The following is a 21,714-nucleotide window of genomic DNA, read 5'->3' on the forward strand; positions in this document are numbered from 1 at the left end:
GGAGCACCAAGAGGAACCGAAGCCATCACGATGCACCGAAAAGTCGCCTGAACATACCTCGTCCGGTTTTCATGGGTTTATTGTTATCTGACTGCGCCCCGGACTCGGCTTTCACCGAAGCCTGTTTCTGGTCGATCAGGTTGGCTAGTTGCTCCAGTGTATTCACCCAAAGGTCCTGCGGCATTAACCTCGCACCGAAGGCTTTCTCAATATCTACGATAACCTTTAACGCGAGAAGGGAATGCCCTCCTATGTCAAGAAATTGATCGTTCAGAGCCACTTCGTCACGCTTGAGTAGTTCCTTCCATATGGCCATCACGCGTGCTTCGGTTTCGCTCGGTTCCCGATGGGATGCGACACGACTTGGAGACTGGTTGCCATTGGCTTCGGCCAGTAGTTTCCGGTTGACCTTACCTGAAGGCAGCAACGGAAGGCCCTCATGGGCCGAAAATTGCTGCGGAATCATGTAGTCCGGCAAGAACTTGCGGAGGTGTTTGCGCAACTCACTCCCGGTAGGCTGTTCTTCGCCGCAATAGGTAACATGCGCGACAAGGCGCTGGTCATCCGAGCTGAAACTCTGGACGACAACGGCCGCATCGGCGACGTTTGGATGGGCGCGGAGATTGATCTCGATTTCCCCAAGCTCGATTCGATATCCCCGCACCTTTACCTGATTATCGAGACGATCTGCGAACTCGATCTGGCCGTCCAGTGTCCAGCGAGCCCTGTCTCCGGTGCGGTACAGCCGCTCGCCATCCGGAGCTTTGGGAAATCGCTCTGCTGTTTGCTCAGGCTGGCCACGATACCCGTTAGCGAGCCCGGCACCGCCAATCCATAGCTCGCCATAGACACCGATAGGGAGTGGGGTGCCCTGCTCATCAAGAACATGCAACTGAGTGTTTGCCAGTGGCCTTCCAATCAGGATTTTTGGCCAGGTTCCGGCTTCACCCTCTGGAATTCGGTAACAGCTGGTCCAGACGGTTGCCTCGGTTGGGCCATACATATTCCATAGCTCAACGCCCTGATCGACCAGGCTTCCTGCCAGGTCCGGGGGAAGCTTCTCTCCCCCGATCAAGCCCTTGATAGAGGTTTGAGGCTTGAACCCCGCGTTGATCAACAAACGCCAGGTTGCGGGAGTTGCCTGTAAGGTCGTGATGCTGTGCTGTGCGATCAGCGGGAGGAGTTGGTGAGGGTCCGCACTCTGGTTTGCCGAAGCCACAAACACGGTCGCGCCGACACTGAGTGGCAGGAAAAGCTCAAGCAAAGAAATATCGAAGGCCAGAGTGGTGATGGCTAGCAACCGATCATCCGCGTTGAGGCCGGGTTCCACAGCCACGGCCTTGATAAAGTTATGCAACGCGCCGTGACTGATTTCCACACCCTTTGGTATGCCGGTGGACCCGGAGGTGAAAATTACATAGGCCAACTGCTCTGGTTTAAGCAATGTGGAAACGGTGTCCGATCTCTGATCGGCAATATCAGACGCCACCTGATCCAACAGGATAGTTCTTCCCTCATGTGCCGACTGGGCAGCAGCGTAACCTGAGTAAGTCACCAGTACCTGAGCCTGGGCGACTCCGAGTATGGCTCTGATCCGCTCTTCCGGGTAAACCGGGTCCAGGGGGACATAGGCGGCACCGAGTTTCCAGAGTGCAATGACGGTTGCGGGCAAATCGACATTCCGGTCGAGCAGCAGTGCGACAATATCGCCCTCTCCAACGCCGTTGTTGGAGAAGAACCGCGCAAGTTGGTTGGCACGCTGTTCGAGCGTGCGGTAACTGTAACTCGAACGTTCGTCCTGGCAGGCTGGTTTATCGCGGTTAACAGCAACCTGCCGTTCAAAGTCGGTGAGAAATCCCTGTTCAAACTTCCATGAGGTGTCGGTCTTATTCCAGACTGAAATTTGCTCCAGATCCTGCGCCGTGGCACCAACCATTTGCCGAAGATCCAGATCATCCTGCTGTTCGGTAAGTGCCAGAACGCTTTCTTTAAAATTCGTCACTAAAGCCTCGATAGTTTCGCGTTTAAAGAGTTCGATCGGGTACTCGAAACCGGCCTGCATCCCGCTGACCTGTCTCTTGAACCAGACATCAAGGTCTGTCTCGACTCCCACCCGGTCGAGGTTGATCTGGGATCGATGGATGCCGGTCATCTGGTCTTGGCGGTTACGTACATCCTGATAATTGAATAATGTCTGGGCAATCGGATTGCGCGACGGATCCCTGGGCGGATTGATCGTGCGCACCAGAAGATCGAAAGGTACGTCCTGATTGTCTATGGCATTAAGAATGGTTTCCTTTACATGCTGCACAATGTCATCAAAAGACTGGGTCCCGGCCAGCCGGAATCTGCAGACCAGCACGTTGATCATTGGCCCGATGACGTCACGCAGTTCGTCCTGGTTTCTGGCATAGACCGGGACATTTATGATCAGATCAGACTGTCGACTGAATCGATGGAGCATCAGGACATAAAGGGACAGGAGGACCATGAAAAGGGTGGTTTGATGCCGGGTTGCAAGTGACTCGAGTGCATCCACGGCCGTCTCGTCGATGTCGAATTTGACCCCCTCCGATCGGTGAGCCTGGGTGAGCGGTCGATCAAAATCAGTTGGCAGATCCAGCACCGGCAGTTCTCCGGCCAGCTGCTCTTTCCAATAGGATAATTGGTCATTAACGGCATCGCTGTGCAACCAGTCCCGCTGCCAAAGAGCGAAATCCTGGAACTGAACGGGCAGGGCGGGAAGGGGATTGCCCAGTCCTTTGCTGTACGCGTTGTAAAGCGCACACATCTCTTTCAGGAGCAGATCGAACGACCAGCCATCGAACACCAGATGGTGAATCATCAAAAAAAGTATGTGGTCGTGATCGTCGATACGGATCAGCCAGACCTTGAACAAGGCACCTGACGCTACGTCAAAACTCTCGGCAACTTTCAATCGCAGGGCCCGCTCCAGAGTTTCGAGGTCCTCGGCACCATAGTCCGACAGGGTTTGTGGTTCGAGGCACACTGACCGGGACTCGTCGATGAGTATCTGTACCTCGCCATCGGGATTGATAAAGTTGGCCCTCAGTATCTCATGCCGCTGCAGGATCGTATTGAAGGCCCGCTCAAGCGCCGCGGTATCCAGATCACCCTGAAAACGGAACACAGCTGGAAGATTAAAAGCATAGGAGTCCGGGACGATCTTTTCGTAGAGGTACCAGACCTGCTGTTGGGGGATTGCATAAACGGTGGCATCTGGCTGGCGCTTTTGAATCTGTTGCACCTGCCGGCCACTCTGCAGTTCCTGATCTATTAGTTTAGCCATCGTTCGGACCGTCGGTGCTTCGAACAACTTACCCAGGCCCAGGGTAATGCCGTAACGGCTTTTGATCTGAGCCAGCATTTGTGTCCCCAGAAGGGAGTGCCCACCCAAGTCAAAGAAATTGGCGTCCACGCTCAAAGTGGGAACACCAAGTACTCTGGACCAGATGTCACAAAGATCGGACTCCGTCAGGGTTGCTGGCGGAACGTAATCGGACTCTGCCGCCATGGAGAGATCCGGTAAGGGAAGCGCGTTGCGATCCACTTTGCCGCTGGAGGTAAGGGGCAAAGCGGTCAGCTGAATGAAATGTTGTGGCATCATGTAGTCGGGCAAACTTTGCCCGATATGCGCTTTCAGCTCTGCGAGCGAATCCGCGACCTTTGATTTTGCCACAAGGTAAGCGACCAGGCGCTGATCATTCTTGCGATCTTCCCGAGCGAGAACTGCGCATTGGGTAATATCGGGGAACCGGAGAATGACGGATTCAATTTCGCCGAGTTCGATCCGCAGTCCTCGAAGCTTGACCTGGAAATCGTTTCGCCCGATGTATTCAAGCACCCCATCCGAACGCATTTTCACCAGATCCCCGGTCCGATAGGCTTTGAACGGCTCATCGGAGAACGGGTCCTCAATAAAGCGCTCGGCCGTGAGGTCGGGGCGGTTCATGTACCCCCTAGCAACCTGAACGCCGGCAATCAGAAGCTCCCCAACCAGGCCCGGAGCAAGCAGCTGCATCTGGTTATTCACCACATACAACCGGGTGTTGGGCGGTGCTTTCCCCATGGGCACGGTATGGGCAAAAATTTCTTTGCCGCATTGCCACAGACTGGCGTGCACGGCGGCCTCCGTCGGTCCGTAGAGGTTCCAGCACTCGGCATCTGGAAACGCTTCGGTTAACCGGGATTCCAGTTCCGTACTGACGGCTTCGCCCGCCAGGATGAACCGGCGAATGGAGGGGCAGTCGGACTGCTTGCAGATATCAAGGAACAGGTACGCCAGGGAAGGTACAAAATGAATGTGAGAGATCTGGTGTTGGTTAATCAGGGCTGCGAGATACTCTGGATCCTTGTGACCTCCGGGGCGGGCAATGATCAGCCGGCTTCCCACCATCAGAGGCAGGAAAAGTTCGCACAGCGATACATCAAACGTGTATGGGGTTTTCAGCATCACAGAGTCCGTTTCATCAAGTGGAAACGTCTCCTGAAGCCATAGCATGTGATTGCAGATAGAGCGGTGTTCCAGCATCACACCTTTGGGTGTTCCAGTCGATCCGGAGGTATAGATCACGTAGGCGAGCTGAGAGCAGGAAAAGGGCACGTCGGGGCGCCGTTCTGGATACTCCGTCAGGTCAATGTCATCGGCATCCAGGGCGATGGCTTGAGCGTCAGCGGTAATCCGGTCTGCGAGAGCTGATTGTGTCAGTACAAAGCGGGCGCCAACCTCTTCCAGGATAAACGCCAATCGGTCGTGGGGATGATCTGGATCCAGTGGCAGGTAAGCGCCACCCGCCTTCAGAATGCCATTAATTGCGATCAGCATATCGAGGGAGCGGTCCATCAGAATGGGGACGACCGTTTCCGTCATGACCCCCCGGTCTATCAGCCAGTGTGCGAGCCGATTAGCCTGTCGATCCAGTTCTCCGTAGGTCAGTTCGACGTTCTCGAACACCAGTGCCGTCCGATCCGGGAACCGTTCTGCCGCAGATTCGACCAGTCCGTGCAGGCTTGTGTGCTCAAGATCGTACGGGCGATAAGCCGTTGCCCACTGGCTGCGATAGAGCAACAGGTCCTCGTTCCTGATCAGGTTATGCCGATTAAGAGGGGCGTCCGAATCGTCGAGAACACCCCGCATGAGAAGCAGTAACTCCTCCATACGGCGATCCATGGTCTCGGTATCCCAGAGCTGCAGATTGTGAGTGCACTCCATTACTGCAGCGGAATCCGACAACGTAATATTGAGGTTCAGGTCGAAATTTTCGAACGCGCGAGGATTGGATTGAAACGAGGCCGTCAGGCCAGAGAACTGGAAATCCGATTCGTTGGCCTGATCCACATTGAAAATGACGGAGACCAAGGGCGGTTTCGAGGGATCACGGGCAACCCCCAAGGTCTTCAGAAGCGTGCCGTAGGTCAGGTACTGGTGCTCGAACGCTTCGAGCATGTTCTGTTGGGTCTTCTGGAGCAGTGTCTTGAATGAATCGTCCCCCGAAACAGTGATGTAGAGCGGGATAATATTGACGCAATGGCCGACCAGGTTGTGCTCTTCTTTTGCCATCTGCCCGGCAAACGGGATACCGAGGACGATATCCTCGCACCCTGAAATACGATTCAGGTACGCGACGAACGTTGCAATCAAAGCCGTGGTAATGGTGCTGCTATTTCTCGCTGCCAGCGTTTTCATACCACCCAGAAGTTCCATGGGCAGGTCTTTGTCCAACCGGAATGCATCAAAGCTTCGGGAGAATGAGCGGGGTCGGTCATAGGGAAGATCAAGCGCCGGGATTCCCTGGGCAAAACGTTTCGTCCAATAGTCGATGCTTTGTTCCCGCAAGGGCCGGGTATCCTCGCTGCGCTCCCAATCGGCGTAGTTGCTGAATCTTGGCGCGGGGTCCAGCAAGGATGTTTCCGATGGCTCAACAAAGTCGGAGTACAACTTGCCAAGCTCGCTGGCGAGGATATAGAGCGACCAGCCGTCACAGATCGAATGATGTAGGGTCAGCAGGACGCGGGTCTCCAAAGCGGAGCACTGAATGACGTCCATTCGGGCAAGGGGGCCGTTAAACAAATCAAACGCATCGACAACGGCGCTGCGAGCCAGTGCCGCGATCTGTTCATTTCGCAAATTGGGCGGCTTTGATGAAAAGTCGTGTGTGTAGATCGGGGCAGGGCGATTCTTGTAGATCACCATTTCTTCCCCGTCATCGCTGAAACACCCACGCATGGCCTCGTGACGGTCCCAAAGTGCCTTCAGCGCGTTGGTCAATGCGGTTTCGTTGACCTGTCCCTGTAGGTTGACGAAAACCGATTCGTTGAAGGCCGCACTTGCGCCTTCACCGAACTGTGCCGCCAGCCAGACTTCTCGCTGGGATTCGGTGGAGATGATGACCCCTTCCAGTTCACCGAACTGGAAGGGGTCATGTCGGTCAACGTAATTCAGAACGGCAGTATTCATAAGCGGTTAACCTGCCCATTTCTCGAATTGGTTCTTGTTCGTTTTGGAAGGGATATACCAGGCGGCCTTTCCGGATTCATCACGACCGAGTCGAGCACCCTCGACCGGAGGCCGTTGACCGCTCCCGTTTGCCGCCTGTACCGAATCCTGGGTGGTCGGGAAAAAGTCCATGGCAATCATCTCGTCCATGGCCTGTTTGAAAGCGTTGACGATACCGCTTATGTCTTCGTCACTGTGGGCGGTGGTGATGAACATTGGGCGCGCATCCCAGATATGGATGCCTTTCTCGCGCAGGAGGATATAGATCAGCTCCTCGAACGCTATGTCCTGCGGAATCTTTACCTTGCACATAGATCCGCAATTTTCGATTTTCAGCGGGGCGCCAACCAGTTGGGCGTAGTGGTTGATATCGCTCACCATCTGACTGGCACGCTGGTTCAGGTCGTCCTGAAGCCCTGGCTCTTCGGTCAGGCGCTGCAAAACAGCAACTGCGGCGGCCAACACCAGGGGGTGACGAACGAATGTGCCGGCAAAATAGGTCACACCGACCTCGGGAGCAGAGTCGTCACCGAATTGCCATTGGCCGCCGTCCAACGCGTCCATGAACTCGGCTTTTCCGGATATGGCGCCGATAGGGAGACCACCGCCGACAATCTTGCCGTAGGTACAGATATCGGCATCAATACCGTAATAACCCTGTGCTCCGCGTGGGTGGATTCGAAACCCGGTGATTACTTCGTCAAAAATGAGCGCAATCTGCTTTTCTGAACACAGTACCCGGGCCTTCTGAAGAAAGCTTTTTGGCTGCAGGTCAGGGTTGCGGCTTTGAACAGGCTCAACCAGAATGGCCGCGATCTCTTCAGCATGCTCTCGAATGTAGGCGAGCGAGTCGTCATTACCATAATCGAGGACAATCATGTTCTCGACGGCAGCTTCGGGAATGCCCGCCGCCGCCGGAACGGCGAATCCGCTGCTTCCCCGGGTAACGATAACGTCGTCGTGGATGCCATGGTAATCGTTCTCAAAGATGACGACTTTCTCCTTGGCGGTCACCGTCCGGGCCAAACGCATGGCCCCAAGAACCGCTTCAGACCCGGTATTGCAGAAGGCCACGCGTTCGTTGCCCGTGATCTGGCAAAACAGTCGGGAGGCATCGGCAACAAGAGGGTGTTGAGGGCCAATCTCGTAGCCGAGATCCAGTTGCCGCGAGATCGCATCCTTGATAAAGGGCGCAGAGTTGCCGAAGAAATTACTGCCAAAACCACAGGTGACATCAATCAGTTTTCCGCCGTCGATATCCCAGAGGTAGGGGCCCTCGGAACGCTCAACCACAATCGGATAAATGACTTCCTTGATCACATTACGAAACCCCGAAACAACCCTTGGGTCCGCCAGTTGCTTGCGGTTGTTCTGGGCAAACTTCTTTGAGCGTGCAAATCGGTTGTTGTAGCGAGTTGCCAGTTCGTCGAAGTTCGCCTGCTGCTTGGGCGTCATCTCATTACTGCGTTTGACATTGATGCGTGTGCCGGCTCCGAAAGGCTTGATCGGCGAAGTCGTTGGCCTCGTCTGGTCATGACTGCCGGTTACACCCTCAGAAGAGGAATGAGTCGAGCCACCCTGGGAGGGCTGGCTCGATAATGACGAAAGCAGTGCCAGCTGGCCTTGGAGAATCTGCATTTGTTGATGCAGTAACGACTGAATCTCGCCGGATACCCCTGCTGTATGGGCGAACGAGGGCAATGGACTGGGTTGGCCGGAAGAAACTGTTGCATTGGCTTCGCCTGGCGTGGCGGTTTGACGCGGTGCCGGAACATCCGCGGAAACGCTCTGGGTCACAGTGTTGACGCCGGTATCGGCCCCCTGACTAATGAGATACTCGCCCAGCTTATCGAGGTTTCCATAATCATTGAGAAGTTGTCGGAAGGTGATGTTTACCTTGAACTTCTTCTTGATCTTGATGGTTGACTGCGTGAGCAATAAGGAATCCAGACCGAGTTCGAAGAATGTCGCGTTTCCATCGGCCTGACTGAGATCAATACCGGATAGGTCAGAAAACAGAGTGCGCAATTTTTCAGCGATGTCATCGTTCATGCTTTGCCCAGCCGAATTCTGTGAAGTAGCGATTGCAGTGACCTGATCGGTGTCAACTGCGTTGATAGCGGTACTTGCCGCCGCCGGGGCAACCGGCTCGGGTTCGATTACGTGGGTCCGATGCTGGAAAGGGTATCCCGGCAATTGAACCCGCAAAGACGGGTTTGCCAATTCGCAGGGCCAGTCGATCACCACGCCTTTGGACCAGGCCTGACCCAGCCCCCGAGAGAATGAAGCGAGTTCTTTGTCGGAGTTGCCGGCCTCTATGGCCAGAGGAATCAATGCAAGATCGGATTTATCGTCCAGGTTCTGCAGAGCCATCCCGGAAACCGTGCCTTGTGGTCCACACTCCAGGACGACCAGATTCTTGAGCGTTCCGAGGGTCTGGCAACCTTTGCGGAACTGAACCGGCTCTCGAATCTGCCGGGCCCAGTAACGGATGTCAGTTGCCTGCTGATCGGTTATCCATTCGCCCGTGACGCAGGAGATAAAAGGCAGGCTAGGGGCGTTAAGTTCCACACCCTTCAAACGCTGACTGAAGGCCTCACTGGCAGCATCCATGGCGGGTGAGTGAAAGGCGTGAGAGGTATTCAGCGCCCGGAATTTGATGGAATTCTGTTCCAGTATTGCTGCTGCCTCATCAATCCCATCATGGTCTCCGGACAGGGTGCAGGCGTCGGCGGTATTTTCAGCCGCAACGACGACTGTCTTAGGCAACAGCGGAGACAGTTGGTCGATACCGGCACGCGCTGCCAACATTGAACCCGAGGGTTGTGCCTGCATGACTTCGCCGCGGGTCATGACCACTCGAATAGCCGTGGGCAGGTCAAAAACCCCCGATATTGTCGCTGCTAACAACTCACCGATACTGTGCCCAATAGCGGCACTTGGCTTTATCCCGATGCTGTGCAGTGCAGCGAAAAGGGCATATCCGAAGCAGAACAGGCTGATCTGGGTTTTCTGGGTATCCTTCAGGGGATCGCCGGACTCAAACACCAGTGAGAGGATATCCAGATCATGTTGACGCCGGAGGATTCCGGCACACTCGTCAAAGGCCTCACGAAACGCCGGGATGCTGGCATAAAGGGCGCGCCCCATGCCCGCTACCTGACAGCCCTGGCCGGGGAAGGCAAAAGCGACTGTGGGGGCTGTGAATGCCGCCTCGGTATCCTCGGCCTCCTCAATCATGGCGATAAGGTCGTGAACCTCGATGTCCTGTGGGAGTGCAATGCGGTAACGAAATTTGCGACGGTTGTGGATCAACGCGGCGGCTAGCTCGGCTCGATACGTTCGGTCGTTGGACTCGTTCAGGAACGGTTGATAGCTTGCCAGCAGTGACGACAGGGCACTGGCAGAGTGCGCACTGAAACAGAGTGGCACCCATTCCGGTGTGGCCGAGTGGTCGGGCCCGGCCATGGATTCGGTGCCCTTGAGCAGAACATGGGCATTGGTGCCGCCAATCCCGAAAGAGCTGACCCCGGCAATGCGCTCTGACCGGGGTTTATTCCAGTCGGTCGCGCTATGCGCGACCATAAACGGAGTCTGGCTCAGGTTCAGTTCCGGGTTAGGGGTCTTGAAATTGATTGTTTGTGGAATCTTGGCGCGATCAACGGCCAGGGCGCATTTGATAAGTCCCGCGACCCCCGCGGCAGCAGTCAGGTGACCAAAATTACTCTTCACTGACCCCAGTTGGCAGAATTGTTTGTTTGGCGTGTACTCGGCAAACGCCGCACTCAGCGCCGAAACCTCAATCGGGTCACCGATCGGGGTAGCGGTGCCATGAGCTTCAACGTAGCCGACGCGGTTAACATCGAGGCGTGCATCATTGATGGCGGCCTGAATGACGGATTTCTGGCCTTGAACGCTGGGCCCGGAAAAACTGCCTTTCTCCGCCCCATCGTTATTGACCGCAACGCCGGTTATGGCCGCGTAGATGTAGTCCCGATCTTTCTGGGCTTCATCCAGCCGTTTCAGTACGACGATGCCGCCGCCATCGCTGAAGACCGTGCCTGAACTGTCTTTATCGAAAGGACGCGTGTGACCGTCACGGGTATAAATGCTGCCTTCCTGGTGGGTATGGGGCTGTTGCTGCGGAAATGTAAGGGATGCGCCCCCAGCGATGGCAATATCACAACGGCCTTGTCGGATGGCTTCAACGGCCTCCGCTACAGCTACCAGTGAGGTCGAACAGGCACTGTGAATGCTGAGAGCCGGTCCGACCAGGTTCAGTTTGTGGGCGAGGCGGGTTGCGGCGTAATCCTTTTCATTCGCCACCATTGCCTGAAGTGCGCCATAATCTTCGAGTTTCTCCTGATTTTTCAGAACATTGTTGAGGTAGTAAGTGTTGTTGCCAACGCCACAATAGACGCCAATCCGACCGGCGAACTGCTCCGGATCGTAGCCGGCATTTTCCAGGCCGTGCCACGCGAGTTCGAGCAGCAAACGCTGTTGCGGATCTATGAACTCGGCCTCGATCGGACTGATCCCGAAGAAGCGATCATCGAAGCCCAGGGGATCGTCCAGGATCCCGCGGGCATTAACGTAACCACTGTCACTGTCTGTGGGCGTGAAGAAGGTGATGCTCTCTGTGCCTTCAAGGAGATTCTGCCAGAAGGTTTCCAGTGAATTCGCGCCGGGAACTCGCAAGGACATTCCAATGATCGCGACATCCCGGGCTGCAGCGTCGGTGCTGCTCTTTGTCTGAGCCGGGCCGTCAGCGGTGCCCGTTACCGGAACACTGTGGCGGGTCACTGCATAGTTCAGGAACTGCCCCAGGGTTCGGTACTGGAACAGGGAGTACACAGGGATGGAAAGCCCCTGCTGCTCATAGAACGACGCAGCAATCCGGTTAGCGGCTAGGGAATCCATTCCGCGATCCTGCAGGTTATCCTCAGTGACCAGATCGGCGAGATCCAGTTCTCGTCTGATAATGGTCAACAGGGATTCGGACAGGTCTTCCTGCCGGCTGGAGGATTCCGTGGCGACGCCGTCCAATGATTCCAGCATTGATTTCCGGTCTATCTTTCCCGAGGGCGTCTTCCTGAGCTTATCAACCCAGTAAAACCGGCTCGGAATCATGTAGCCCGGCATCAGTGCCTGAAGTCTCCGTTTGAGGGAAGCTTCGATGTCGCCGGTCCCGGAGTCAGCAGTGACGAAAGCCACCAGCTTCTTCTGCCCGTTGATTTCCTGAACTGCGGCGGCAGCTTCCTGGATCAGGCCAGTGTCCAGCAGTCGGGCTTCAACTTCACTGAGCTCCACCCGGTAACCACTGATTTTGACCTGGTTGTCGATGCGTCCGCGGTAAAGAAGGTCGCCCGCAGCGTCACGACTAACAAGGTCGCCCGTGCGGTAGGCTCGCTGTCCGTCGAGATTCGAAAGCGTGATGAAGCGTTGTTCGGTCTGTTCGGGGCTGTTTATGTAACCGTGTGCCAAGACCGGGCCCGCGATGTACAGTTCGCCGACTTCGTCTTGATCAACCGGGTTTCGCTCCTCGTCCAGAATTAAGAGTTCTGCGTGGTCGATGGCTTTGCCAATCGGTGGCAAAGCTGGCCAGTCATCCGCCGGCCAATGGAGCGCATATTCGCTTACCACATGGGTTTCGCAGGGCCCGTACTGGTTAATCAGGGTCGCATTTTTCAATGCGTTAAAGGCGGTACGTAATTCCTTGCTAATGACCAGCTGTTCGCCCGCAGTGATAACTTCCCTCAGGGAAACCGGGTATAGCCGCAGGCGGTTCGCCCACATGACCAATTGAAGCAGCGCGATGTAAGGGAGGAAGATCCGCTCAATTCGTTGCTCTTCAATGAACTCAAGTAGGCGGCGGAAATCCTGTTTGAGCTCCTGGTCGATGAGATACAGGGTTCCACCCTGACTCAGGGTGGAAAAGGTTTCCTGAAACGAGACATCAAAACTCAAAGCTGAAAATTGCAGGGTCCGGTAGCGCGTACCGGGCTCATAATGGTTGTTTTGCCAGAAAATCAGGTTGTCCAGCGTGCCGTGATTCATCAGAACGCCCTTGGGCTTGCCTGTTGAGCCGGAGGTATAGATGACGTAAGCATCAGTTTCCGGCGTAATAGGGGCACTCTGCGGCGCTGACTCTGAAACAGGGCCAAAAGCAATATCACGAAGATCCAGGTGGCTACCGACAGGGGATCTGAAATCATCGTTATCGGTAACGGTAAGGGCCGCGCCGGCGTGGCTGACCATATAGTTAAGGCGATCCTCCGGATACATGGGGTCCAGAGGAAGATAAGCACAGCCATGCCGAAGAATGGCGATCATTGCCGTAATGGCCAACTCACGATTGTGGGTGTGGATGGCTATCGGGGTGCCTCGGGGGACGCTTATTGCTGCAATTTCTTCCTGAATGATGAGCGCATTGTTGTACAGGTCCCCATAGGAAACCGTTTGCCCGGATACCCACAGGGCAGGATCTCCGGCACACTCGCGGACCGTGTGTTCAAACTGGGCGAGGAAGCCGGGTACGACGGGGGGAGACTCTCTAGCATCCATCTCTCTGCCTTCCCTAGATAGAGATCAACGAACACAGCTCGGCGGGACTCCATGCCAAGAATCAGGTGGCCTGTAAGACAGCGCACAGACCGGTTGTTACAATATGTAAACTAGCATAGCAAAGAGCATTGCGCTATATCCCGTGCGGGCATCCTGGAGGTATGTCAGGTGGTATAAGCTTTCAGTTCCTGAGGCGGAAAAAGCACGCGCTCAAGAGTCCGAATTCTGTCGCAATTACGATGCAGGGTATCGGGCGAGGGAAGCCATTGACCCGGGCACTGATCCCCTGATCCGAGGCCGTCAGCTGGATGTCCAGAAAATCCATGAAACGGCCAATGTGTACGGAGACAGCTTTAACCACTGCTTCCTTAACACTGAAAGCGACCGCAGGGGCAGGCAGCTCCGGAAAGCGGGCTGCCAGCAGTAGTTCTTCCTCAACGTGCATGATCAGGTGGTCGATTTGGCGGTCAACCTTGCCCGGGTTCTCAATCAGATCAATGCCGATACCCTGAACTTCACTGTCGTGGGTAACAACTGCCATGCCGAAGTGCTGGTCGTGCGTTATCGAGCCGATGATGTGCGCAGGCCAGATCGGGTTACCCAGGGGGCCACGATCAAGCGCCTGGATTGGCCATCCTGCGCGTTTGAGCGCTAGGCGGGCCAGGCAGCGACCGGAAAAAAACTCTTTCTTTCGTTTGGCACCCGCCCTGCGCATCAGTTCTCTTTCAATGACATATTGGGACTGGTCTTGCGTCAGTTCCCCTGCGCAGAGGTAGAGATTTGCCTGGCTGAAGGACCTCAGTCGCCGTTCAATCGCCACAATACTGTCTGCATTCATGAGAGGGGCATTCGCTCGATTGGCGTTAGAAAAGAGTTCGCCTGTCTCCCGGATGAATTTTCCGGGGAAGTATCCAGACTGATGGGGGTAAAACTCCAAAAAAGAAAGCCAGTATTACAAACATTAGGATGTTGACTAGGCTCGATCAAGCGAGGGCCGGGATACTTTATCCAGTTTAAGCGGGCAGGTTGTAGGTTACACCGGTATAAATACGATGAAAAATTGATTCAGCGCTAGCCGTTAATCGCTCAGATCGGATAAGGTTCAGGGAACAAACTGGTTGAGAAGCTGTTGAATATGAAAGCCGTTGGTAGTGCTTGCAGCTTTAGGGACCATGGCATATCGTTAAATTGTCCCTCGCCATCCGGTGAAAAGCAGGGCTAGGCTTTTAAAGGGAATTCGAACAGTTCCAGTTCGTTGAAAAGGGATGTCATGATGAACTTATTTGATCTGTCTGCGCCGGAAGCTATTGAAACCATTCCTTTTCCCTCCGATCAGGAGGGCTTGACCAGATTTATCCAGAAGCGACAACCTGTTTTGCTGGACGGTATCCGGGAGGCGTTGCCGTTTACGCGAAACTGGGACTATGAATTTTTCAGGAATTCACTGAAATCGATCCGGATTCAGCGTAAGTCCGAGGATGGGATTTATCATTACCTTGGCTTCGAACGTATCCCGATGCCCGATTTTGACCAGGTCATGGAGACGACTCAGAACGGTTATGCGCTTGAACCGCTGAGGGGACAGGGCGTGTCGGGCGATCTTCCCCAGGAAATTGACGTCTCTCTACCGCCGTTCGTTCCAGAATCCCGGTTCCGGGTTTCCAACCTGTACATCGGACCGGGGCAGAACAAATCCCTTCTTCACTACGATGAAACCCACAGTCTCTTGATGATGTTGGAGGGACGGAAGCGCTTCATTCTTTTCTCTCCGGATCAAAGCGACTGCATGTATCCATACAGTCCCTTCAGCCTGAAGGCTCTCCTTGAGAACCGGGTGGTTGACAGCAAAATTGATTGTCAGAATCCGGACTTCAGTCGGTTCCCGAAACTGAGCCAGGCAAAGGGATTGTCTGGTTGGCTGGAAGAAGGGCAGGCCCTTTTCATCCCGGCTGGAACCTGGCACTTCATTGAAGCCGAAGGGCGTAATGTGTCGGTCAATTACTTCTGGCTTCAGAACAGCCTGAAGGACTGGCTGAATCAGCCGTTGCTGGACTTCTGGATCAAACGCCGGGCGATCGATGTACTCGACCAGCTTCGCAAGGTCAAACACCGGCTATCTGCAGCCTAGATCCAGCAGAGCACTTGCCAATGACAGGAATGATTCATTTTCCCAACGAGAAAAACGATGGTGGTTTTCTGGATAGGAGAATATCTCATGTTTGGCGCTAACCTCTTATATATTGGCGGGAAAACCTAATACTGTGGAGTTAAAAAGAATCAGGGGGGAGGAAGAGTTTAATCGCATACAACCAGAATGGGATGAATTTGTCGCCAAGCTGGCTCCGACTCCTCTACCACTGACCCATGGCTGGCTTCTTGCCTGGTGGAAAGCGTTTGCCGTCGATATGGAGATGGAATTCAGGTGCGTCTATAGAAACGAGGCGCTGGTTGGCATTGCACCTCTGATTCGTACCCGGGAGCGCTACCGTGGAGTGCCTATTACGCTGTTGAAATTGGCAGCTAACGGTCATAGTCCCTATTCTTCGGTAATTGTTGATTCCGCACTAACCCCCTCTGAAACTGAGGAGGTCTATTCAGCACTGACTCAGATTAGCTCAAAGGAAGTTGGTCTTTTCTTCAAGATAGACCAGACAAGTGAGCTCAAACGCTTTCTTACGGATAGGTCAAAGCCTGGCCATGAGAGGGTGCTGGAAAAGCCCAGTCTACGAACCCCGGTCATTGATATTGATGGCAGTTGGAAAGAGTTTTATCAGTCAAGGTCACGAAGCCTGAAGAAAAGCCTGAATCACAAACTTAACAGGTTTAGGAACGACGGTGACTTTACGATCGACCACGAGATGATCACTGGCGCCGATCAACCAATCATTGATGAGCTCATCGCGATCTCAGCCAATAGCTGGAAGGCCTCTATCGGAAATGACTTGCGATCGAATCAGCGAAGCCGGCATTTTTTGCTCAATCTGGTGGGGACGTTTGGTAAGTCCGGGGATCTTAGCGCCTGGATCGTTCGTCATAAAACCACCCCCGTCGCTTTCGAGGTTCACCTGACTTTCGACAATGTCGTTTATCCCATTCGGGCAGACTACGATGAGCGGTTCAAGGCGTATTCGCCTGGATCAGTCCTGGAGTATTCCGCGCTCAAAGACCTTTTCGAGCAAGGGCTCTATCGGCAGTATTACACCTGCGCCGACGATTACTGGTACCTGAGCAAATGGACCAGCGACTACCGGAGTTTCTGTTCAGTTGAGCTGTTTGGAGACAGCCTGAAGCTGCGGGCTATCTATTTTGTTGAACGCCGCGTGATTCCGGTAATTAAGCGGTTGATCAGATCGACGAAAACCAGGCCTCGGACCGCCTGAATACGCCATAAGGAGATTGGATCAATGCGCACAGTGGTAGTGGTCAGTCAGGACAAGTCGGATATTTTCTTCGCGAATCAGCTCATGAAATCCCTGAATGTCGTCGGGATTGTAGTTGAGAACCAGATCCCCGAGAGGGATGGGTCGTCACTTCTCAGTAAAGCCATGAAGTATGCAAGCAATCCCCTCGTATTTTCGCGGAAAGTCGTGGAAGTCGTGGACCGGAAGTTGATTGAGGGAAAGCAGGATTACAATCGGGAAGAGAATGCCCTCGACTTCGGTGAAGAAGGACGTGTCCTGCATCCGGTGGATGGGGTCGAGGTTCTGCGTACCGAAGGGGTCAACGCAATTAATTCGCCGGAATATCGAGATTGGATCCAGCAGTTGGCGCCCGATGTCATTGCAGTCTGTGGCGCCTCGATTATGAAGTCAGAGATACTCGCCATACCGCCACATGGCACTCTGAATCTGCATGGTGGTTTATCCCAGTTTTATCGGGGATTGTTTACGACGGATTGGGCTATTCACAACCGGGAGCCCGAATGCATTGGTGCAACCGTCCATTTCGTCTCCGAAGGCGTAGACGACGGTGATGTGGTTTACCAGGGAAGGCCGAGCATCAGCGATGGCGACAACCCGAACAGCCTTTACGAAAAGGTGGTGAGATTGGGAGTCAGCATGATGATAAAAGCGATTGAAGATATTGAGAATTCGAGATGCCGCCCGACCCGGTTAACAACAAAAGGACGACTGTACCTGCATGGTATGTTCGACACCCGCGCTAAACGCGACACTTGGCGTCGGATTCGGGAGGGTGTCATTGGTGACTACCTGGTGGAGAAGTCTGAAAGGGATGAACGCGTTTTGGCCGCGCTGATCAACGAGTTCCCGGTGCAGGGAGTTCCTGTGACCCGGCTTTCAGGCGCTGTCTGATTTACTGGAGAAAGCTTTCAAGAAATAGTGTGAACGCCTTTCTCTGCTGTTCACACTCTGAGCTTTTCGAAACCTCGCAACGTCCGGCTAGTGCCCAAAGTGCACCGCGGCTGTCCCCGGTTATTTTTTTGAAGGCTCCAGCCACCTTGGCCTCAAATTTGGAATCGGTCAGGAACCCACCGACGTCATACCAGGACCAGACAATAACCTGCGCCCGGTCTACCTTGTTCCGGATGACCGTCTCATTGACGTGATTGGGGCTTTGGCGGTAAGCATCCCCGATTTCACGTTTCTCAGTTGAAATAAGCTGCCAGTCAGCACTGTCAAAAAGTCGATTCTTATAAAAGATCAACTCCTTGTTCTGGGACTGGTTTCGGTACCCGGTGATCTGTAATTGAACCTGCTTGAGATCATTGGAAACATAGACACCACTGAGATCGATGTCTGGATCTGAGAAGTCGGGCTGCCAAACGTTGGCGTGTTTCAGTGGGCCTCGCCAGTCGGAATCAGCCTCCACCAGCGTCGGATGCCAGGATTGCGCCACTTTCTCGGTTTTCGCTTGAAGGGCGATGGGGACGAGTGGCGGCCAGATAAGCAGAAAAGACGCCACAATGGGCCAGAAGACCGAAGTGTGTTTTCCGCCAACCCGCCCCGATGTCGTACCGGATATCTCGTCTTTCGTGGTTTCCTGCGGCGAGCTCTCCAGCCTGGAAGAGATCAGGAAAACTGGAACCAGGGTAAAGATGATGAAGATAACCCAGCCAAACAGCTCATGGTCCTTCACCAGCGAGGTTTGCATATTGGTATAATGGCCTGCGGCAATGATCCCGAAGACCCTGATCCAGTTAGCCAGCAGGGAAAACAGGCCTGCCGTGATGATCAATAGCACCTTTGACCTTAATGAACGGTAGTAAAGCTGCCCATAGAAGGCGCCAAGGAAGAGCGCAACCATGAGGTAACGTACGCCACTGCAACCGCCTTCAACCAGGAAGGCTCCCACTTCCAGGGTGATCAGAAATTCGTTGATGGTTGCTTCGATATCGGCTATTTGAAGAAAGATATTGTTGAAAAAAACCGTGATGTGCTGGAGCAAAGGTGAGAAATCGTCCCAGATGGGAGCAGCGAAACACAACAGCAAGATGGGGCCGCCGGCTACTTTCAGGAAATCCCGCCCCCAGATGGACCAACCCCAAAGCAAAATGATAATGGGCGCCAAGAGAAGCCGGAAAACCTGTATATCCGCGGCCTGAGAGAACAAAAGGGCGACGCTGGCACCCACCAGCAGAACGATTGCCAGGGGTGAGCCATTGATGGTGAGCTTTTGGAGGGCATGTCTGCGGACAAACAGCAGATACAGCGTACCGGCAAGAACCAGGTAGCCGTGATTGTAAATGATGGAGTCATACCAGAGGCTGAAAAAATCCTGCCATTCCGCCCACAGGCCAAGGATCAGCAGCGGGATAGCAAGTACCCACAGGTAGTGGCGTGAAAACCCGGGACTGGCACTCATAAATTCCTTTTACTTCGACCGTCTTCTGGCTAAACCTGTTTAAAGATACCCCAAAATGACACCTTATCACAGGTTTCGCGAGTCCCGGTTTTGCCGTCGCTGTTAACCTTGTTCGCCAAACTTCTTCAGGATCCTCTGAGCGGCGGAGTTCATACCGACAACACGGTAGGCTTCGGCAAGATGTCGGGCGATCTCTTCTGAATCCGGCTGAAGTGCATGAGCTTTTTCGAGAACCGGTACGCTCTCCCGATGGTTGCCCGATTTCAGCATGATCCAGCCATAGGTGTCTGCGATTGCGGCGTTCTCCGGACTGAGCTCGTACGCACGCTCAGCCAGAGCAACGGCACGCTCGTCGCCTGTTTTGTGGTAAAGCCACGCCAGATTATTCAGAACCACGGTATTGTTCGGCATCGATTCCAGCAGCACCTCGTAATTGGACCTGGCGCTGTTCTCTTTTCCAGTCGACTGCTGTAAAAGGGCGAGGTTGAGTCGGAGCTTGCTATTGCCGGGGGAGTTTCCGAGTTCAGACTCCAGATAGGCCAGGGCGTCGTTGGTGCGTCCGGACCTCTGCAGATTTCTTACGTAACCGGTGATGATGTCCGCACTCGAGGCCTTATCCAGTGCCTCATGATAGAGTTGAGCGGCGCGTTGGTACTCGGCCTCTCTTTCACGAAACTCGGCCTCGGTCAGGTAAGGGCGAGGAGAGTTTGGAAACTGTTCTTTGGCCTTGTTCAGAATATTCATCGCCTCATCGGTCCGGCTATATTCGAACGCCTGCTGGGCAGCCTGGAGCGTTATCTGCTCATTGTCCGGAAACAGAACCTGCGCCCGTTCAAGAACTGAAGCCGCTCTCTCATCATTGCCGGTGCCCTTCAAGTTCGACACAACGTTACTGTAGATGTCTGCAACCAGATGTGAGGCAGGCGAGGGGGTATCCTCTTCCGCGCGTTCCAGCAGCGAGGCCGTGAGAGTGTTCGCGGATTCATTGTCGTTTTCGAGCAGGGCGATTTCCAGCAGTATCAGGCGGGGACCGGTCGCATCTGGACGCTGCTCCAGAATCTCGCTCATGAATTGTTCGGTTTCTCCTCGGTCCTGAACGGAGATCAGCCCCTGCAAGGCCTGCGCACTGTCGGGAGCCAATTGGGCCGCCTTCTGGAACTGTTCTCGGGCTTCCGCTCGGTCATTCTGCGCCAGGGCCAGCTTACCGAGGGCGATCACGGGCGCAACGGACTGGGGCGCTTTTGCTTTGGCGGCCGCAAAATACTTACGGGCTGCCTCCGGATCACCAGCATTCAGCGCAAGATTACCTCGCATAATCAGCGCTGCAATACTTTCAGGCTTGGCTTTGATCCAGCTGTCCGCCGTTTCAACGGCAGCCCTTCTGTTCCCGGAGCCAAGGTGGGCCTGGATGATAATGCTTCGGGCCTGATCCAGATCTGGTGCTGCTTTTCTGATCAGATCGGCCTGGTTGATCGCGCGCTGATACTCGCCGCGTTGATTGAGGTAGCTGGCATACCGTAACCTGAGTTCATGGTTGTTGGGGTTGATGCTCAGCGCTTTTTCCATCAGTGCTTCGCCTGTTTCCACGTCTCCGTTTTCCAGTGCAGCAATCGCCACCAACGTGAGAATTTCGGGGTCGGAATCGCCGTTTTCCAGTTCCGCCAAGGTGGTCTGTGCGCCTTCGGGATTCCCCATCTGGAGCATGGTGGCAGCAAGCATCTTACTGGCGATCTCGGAGTTGCCCATTTTTGCGATGGGACCCAGCAGTTCCTGTGCCTCTTCAGCCCTGCCTTGCCTGAAGCGCACAAGGCCAAGCATCAGAACCGATTGTTCGTGGTTAGGTGCCTGGGCCAGAATCTCCTCAAGGTACCGTTCTGCCTTGGCCAGATCACCTTCCTTAAGGGCGTCATCCGCTGCAATCAGATTGCTTCGGATTTTACCCGGTGGTGATTTGGCCAGGATTTCTTCGTAGACAAACGCTTCCGAGAATTTGCTCTGGGCGCGGAGTACGCGAATCAGCGCTGAAATCGTGGAGTATTTCCGGGCGGTCATCACATCGAACTGGCCAATATCCTCCAATGCCCTGATATAGGCGTCTTCGGCTTTCTGCCACTCTTCTTCGAGGTGGGCAAATTGCGCTTTCCACAACCACAGCTCGGCGTTTTCCTTGTCAATTTCTTCCGCTTCCGCCAGGAATTCCTTGGCCTTGGCCTTGTCGCCCTCGGCCAGGGCAACCTTCGACAGACCGATCAAGGCTTCAACTGAAGCTGGATCGGTTAAGCGAGCCTCCCCGAAGGTCTGTCCTGCTTTGGCGAGGTTACCCGCGCCCAGGAGGATCTGGCCTTTGAGCAGGAGTTCCTTGATTTTGGTGTCTGTGTCTGTCGAGGAGAGTTTGTCCAGGGCTTCGAGAGCGTCGTCGAATTTACCTTGTTTCAGTTTGGCTTCCGCCAGAATGAGGTTGGCCCGGTTCCGAATGGTCTCGCTGACGTCTTTCTCGGAGATTCGCTCCATCAGGCGCCCCAGCTGCCGCTCAGCGTTGACGGCGTCACCGGCCGTAAGCAGGTTGTCGATGATCAGGAAGTAGGGTTCAAGATTATTTGGCTTCAGTTCTATGGCGCTTCGTGCTTCCTGTGTGCTGGCCTTGAGTTCTCCCTGGCGCTGAAAAAACCGCGACTGGTCCAGATGGCTCAGGAACTGAATGTCTGTCTGGGTCATATCGTTGTCGTCATTGCCACAGCCCACCAATGACAATGCGATGACGAGGGAGAGGAGGGTGGCACGTACTGCTAAAACTGATTTCATGGCCCTGG

Annotated in this window: 8 protein-coding genes; 3 read left to right on the forward strand and 5 right to left on the reverse strand. The window is 54.4% G+C overall.

Going from position 1 to position 21,714, the window contains the following annotated elements; translation table 11 throughout:
• Window positions 1-25: 25 nt before the first annotated feature.
• The 3 genes from QQF73_RS08630 to QQF73_RS08640 form a co-directional block, all read right to left on the reverse strand.
• A complete protein-coding gene (locus tag QQF73_RS08630) occupies window positions 26-6,478 on the reverse strand; it encodes a non-ribosomal peptide synthetase (protein WP_285367870.1) in 6,453 nt (2,150 codons plus the stop codon).
• 6 nt (window positions 6,479-6,484) lie between these two features.
• Window positions 6,485-13,081, reverse strand: a complete 6,597-nt coding sequence (locus tag QQF73_RS08635) for a polyketide synthase (RefSeq protein WP_285367871.1) — start codon at window positions 13,079-13,081, stop codon at window positions 6,485-6,487.
• Between the two features lie 181 nt (window positions 13,082-13,262).
• The gene (locus QQF73_RS08640; RefSeq protein WP_219865856.1) at window positions 13,263-13,919 is read right to left on the reverse strand and encodes a 4'-phosphopantetheinyl transferase family protein; all 657 of its coding nucleotides are present in this window, start codon (window positions 13,917-13,919) and stop codon (window positions 13,263-13,265) included.
• A gap of 432 nt (window positions 13,920-14,351) precedes the next feature.
• Here QQF73_RS08640 and QQF73_RS08645 point away from each other — a divergent pair, with 432 nt between their 5' ends.
• The 3 genes from QQF73_RS08645 to QQF73_RS08655 all read left to right on the forward strand — a co-directional run bounded on the left by QQF73_RS08645 (window position 14,352) and on the right by QQF73_RS08655 (window position 17,394).
• Window positions 14,352-15,209, forward strand: a complete 858-nt coding sequence (locus QQF73_RS08645; RefSeq protein ID WP_219865855.1) for a cupin-like domain-containing protein — start codon at window positions 14,352-14,354, stop codon at window positions 15,207-15,209.
• A gap of 91 nt (window positions 15,210-15,300) precedes the next feature.
• Window positions 15,301-16,461 (forward strand): GNAT family N-acetyltransferase, encoded by a 1,161-nt coding sequence (locus tag QQF73_RS08650; RefSeq protein WP_219865854.1) that lies wholly within the window; start codon window positions 15,301-15,303, stop codon window positions 16,459-16,461.
• A gap of 24 nt (window positions 16,462-16,485) precedes the next feature.
• Window positions 16,486-17,394: a formyl transferase gene (locus QQF73_RS08655; RefSeq protein WP_285367873.1), complete on the forward strand. Its 909-nt coding sequence runs from the start codon at window positions 16,486-16,488 to the stop codon at window positions 17,392-17,394.
• A gap of 1 nt (window position 17,395) precedes the next feature.
• Here the strand turns inward: QQF73_RS08655 and xrtA are convergent, their stop codons facing one another.
• Both xrtA and QQF73_RS08670 read right to left on the reverse strand, forming a co-directional pair.
• Window positions 17,396-18,904, reverse strand: a complete 1,509-nt coding sequence (xrtA, locus tag QQF73_RS08660; RefSeq protein WP_345782950.1) for an exosortase A — start codon at window positions 18,902-18,904, stop codon at window positions 17,396-17,398.
• Between the two features lie 102 nt (window positions 18,905-19,006).
• On the reverse strand, window positions 19,007-21,706 hold the full coding sequence (locus tag QQF73_RS08670; protein WP_285367874.1) for a tetratricopeptide repeat protein: 2,700 nt from the start codon (window positions 21,704-21,706) through the stop codon (window positions 19,007-19,009).
• Window positions 21,707-21,714 lie beyond the last annotated feature (8 nt).

The sequence above is a fragment of the Marinobacter albus genome (genome assembly GCF_030238305.1).
Taxonomy (GTDB): Bacteria; Pseudomonadota; Gammaproteobacteria; order Pseudomonadales; family Oleiphilaceae; genus Marinobacter; species Marinobacter albus.

What these genes read in the sequence shown, in the direction of transcription:
- QQF73_RS08630 (WP_285367870.1), bottom strand. Translation starts at nt 6,478, where the DNA reads ATGAATACTGCCGTTCTGAATTACGTTGACCGACATGACCCCTTCCAG.
- QQF73_RS08635 (WP_285367871.1), bottom strand. Translation starts at nt 13,081, where the DNA reads ATGGATGCTAGAGAGTCTCCCCCCGTCGTACCCGGCTTCCTCGCCCAG.
- QQF73_RS08640 (WP_219865856.1), bottom strand. Translation starts at nt 13,919, where the DNA reads ATGAATGCAGACAGTATTGTGGCGATTGAACGGCGACTGAGGTCCTTC.
- QQF73_RS08645 (WP_219865855.1), top strand. Translation starts at nt 14,352, where the DNA reads ATGATGAACTTATTTGATCTGTCTGCGCCGGAAGCTATTGAAACCATT.
- QQF73_RS08655 (WP_285367873.1), top strand. Translation starts at nt 16,486, where the DNA reads ATGCGCACAGTGGTAGTGGTCAGTCAGGACAAGTCGGATATTTTCTTC.
- xrtA (WP_345782950.1), bottom strand. Translation starts at nt 18,904, where the DNA reads ATGAGTGCCAGTCCCGGGTTTTCACGCCACTACCTGTGGGTACTTGCT.
- QQF73_RS08670 (WP_285367874.1), bottom strand. Translation starts at nt 21,706, where the DNA reads ATGAAATCAGTTTTAGCAGTACGTGCCACCCTCCTCTCCCTCGTCATC.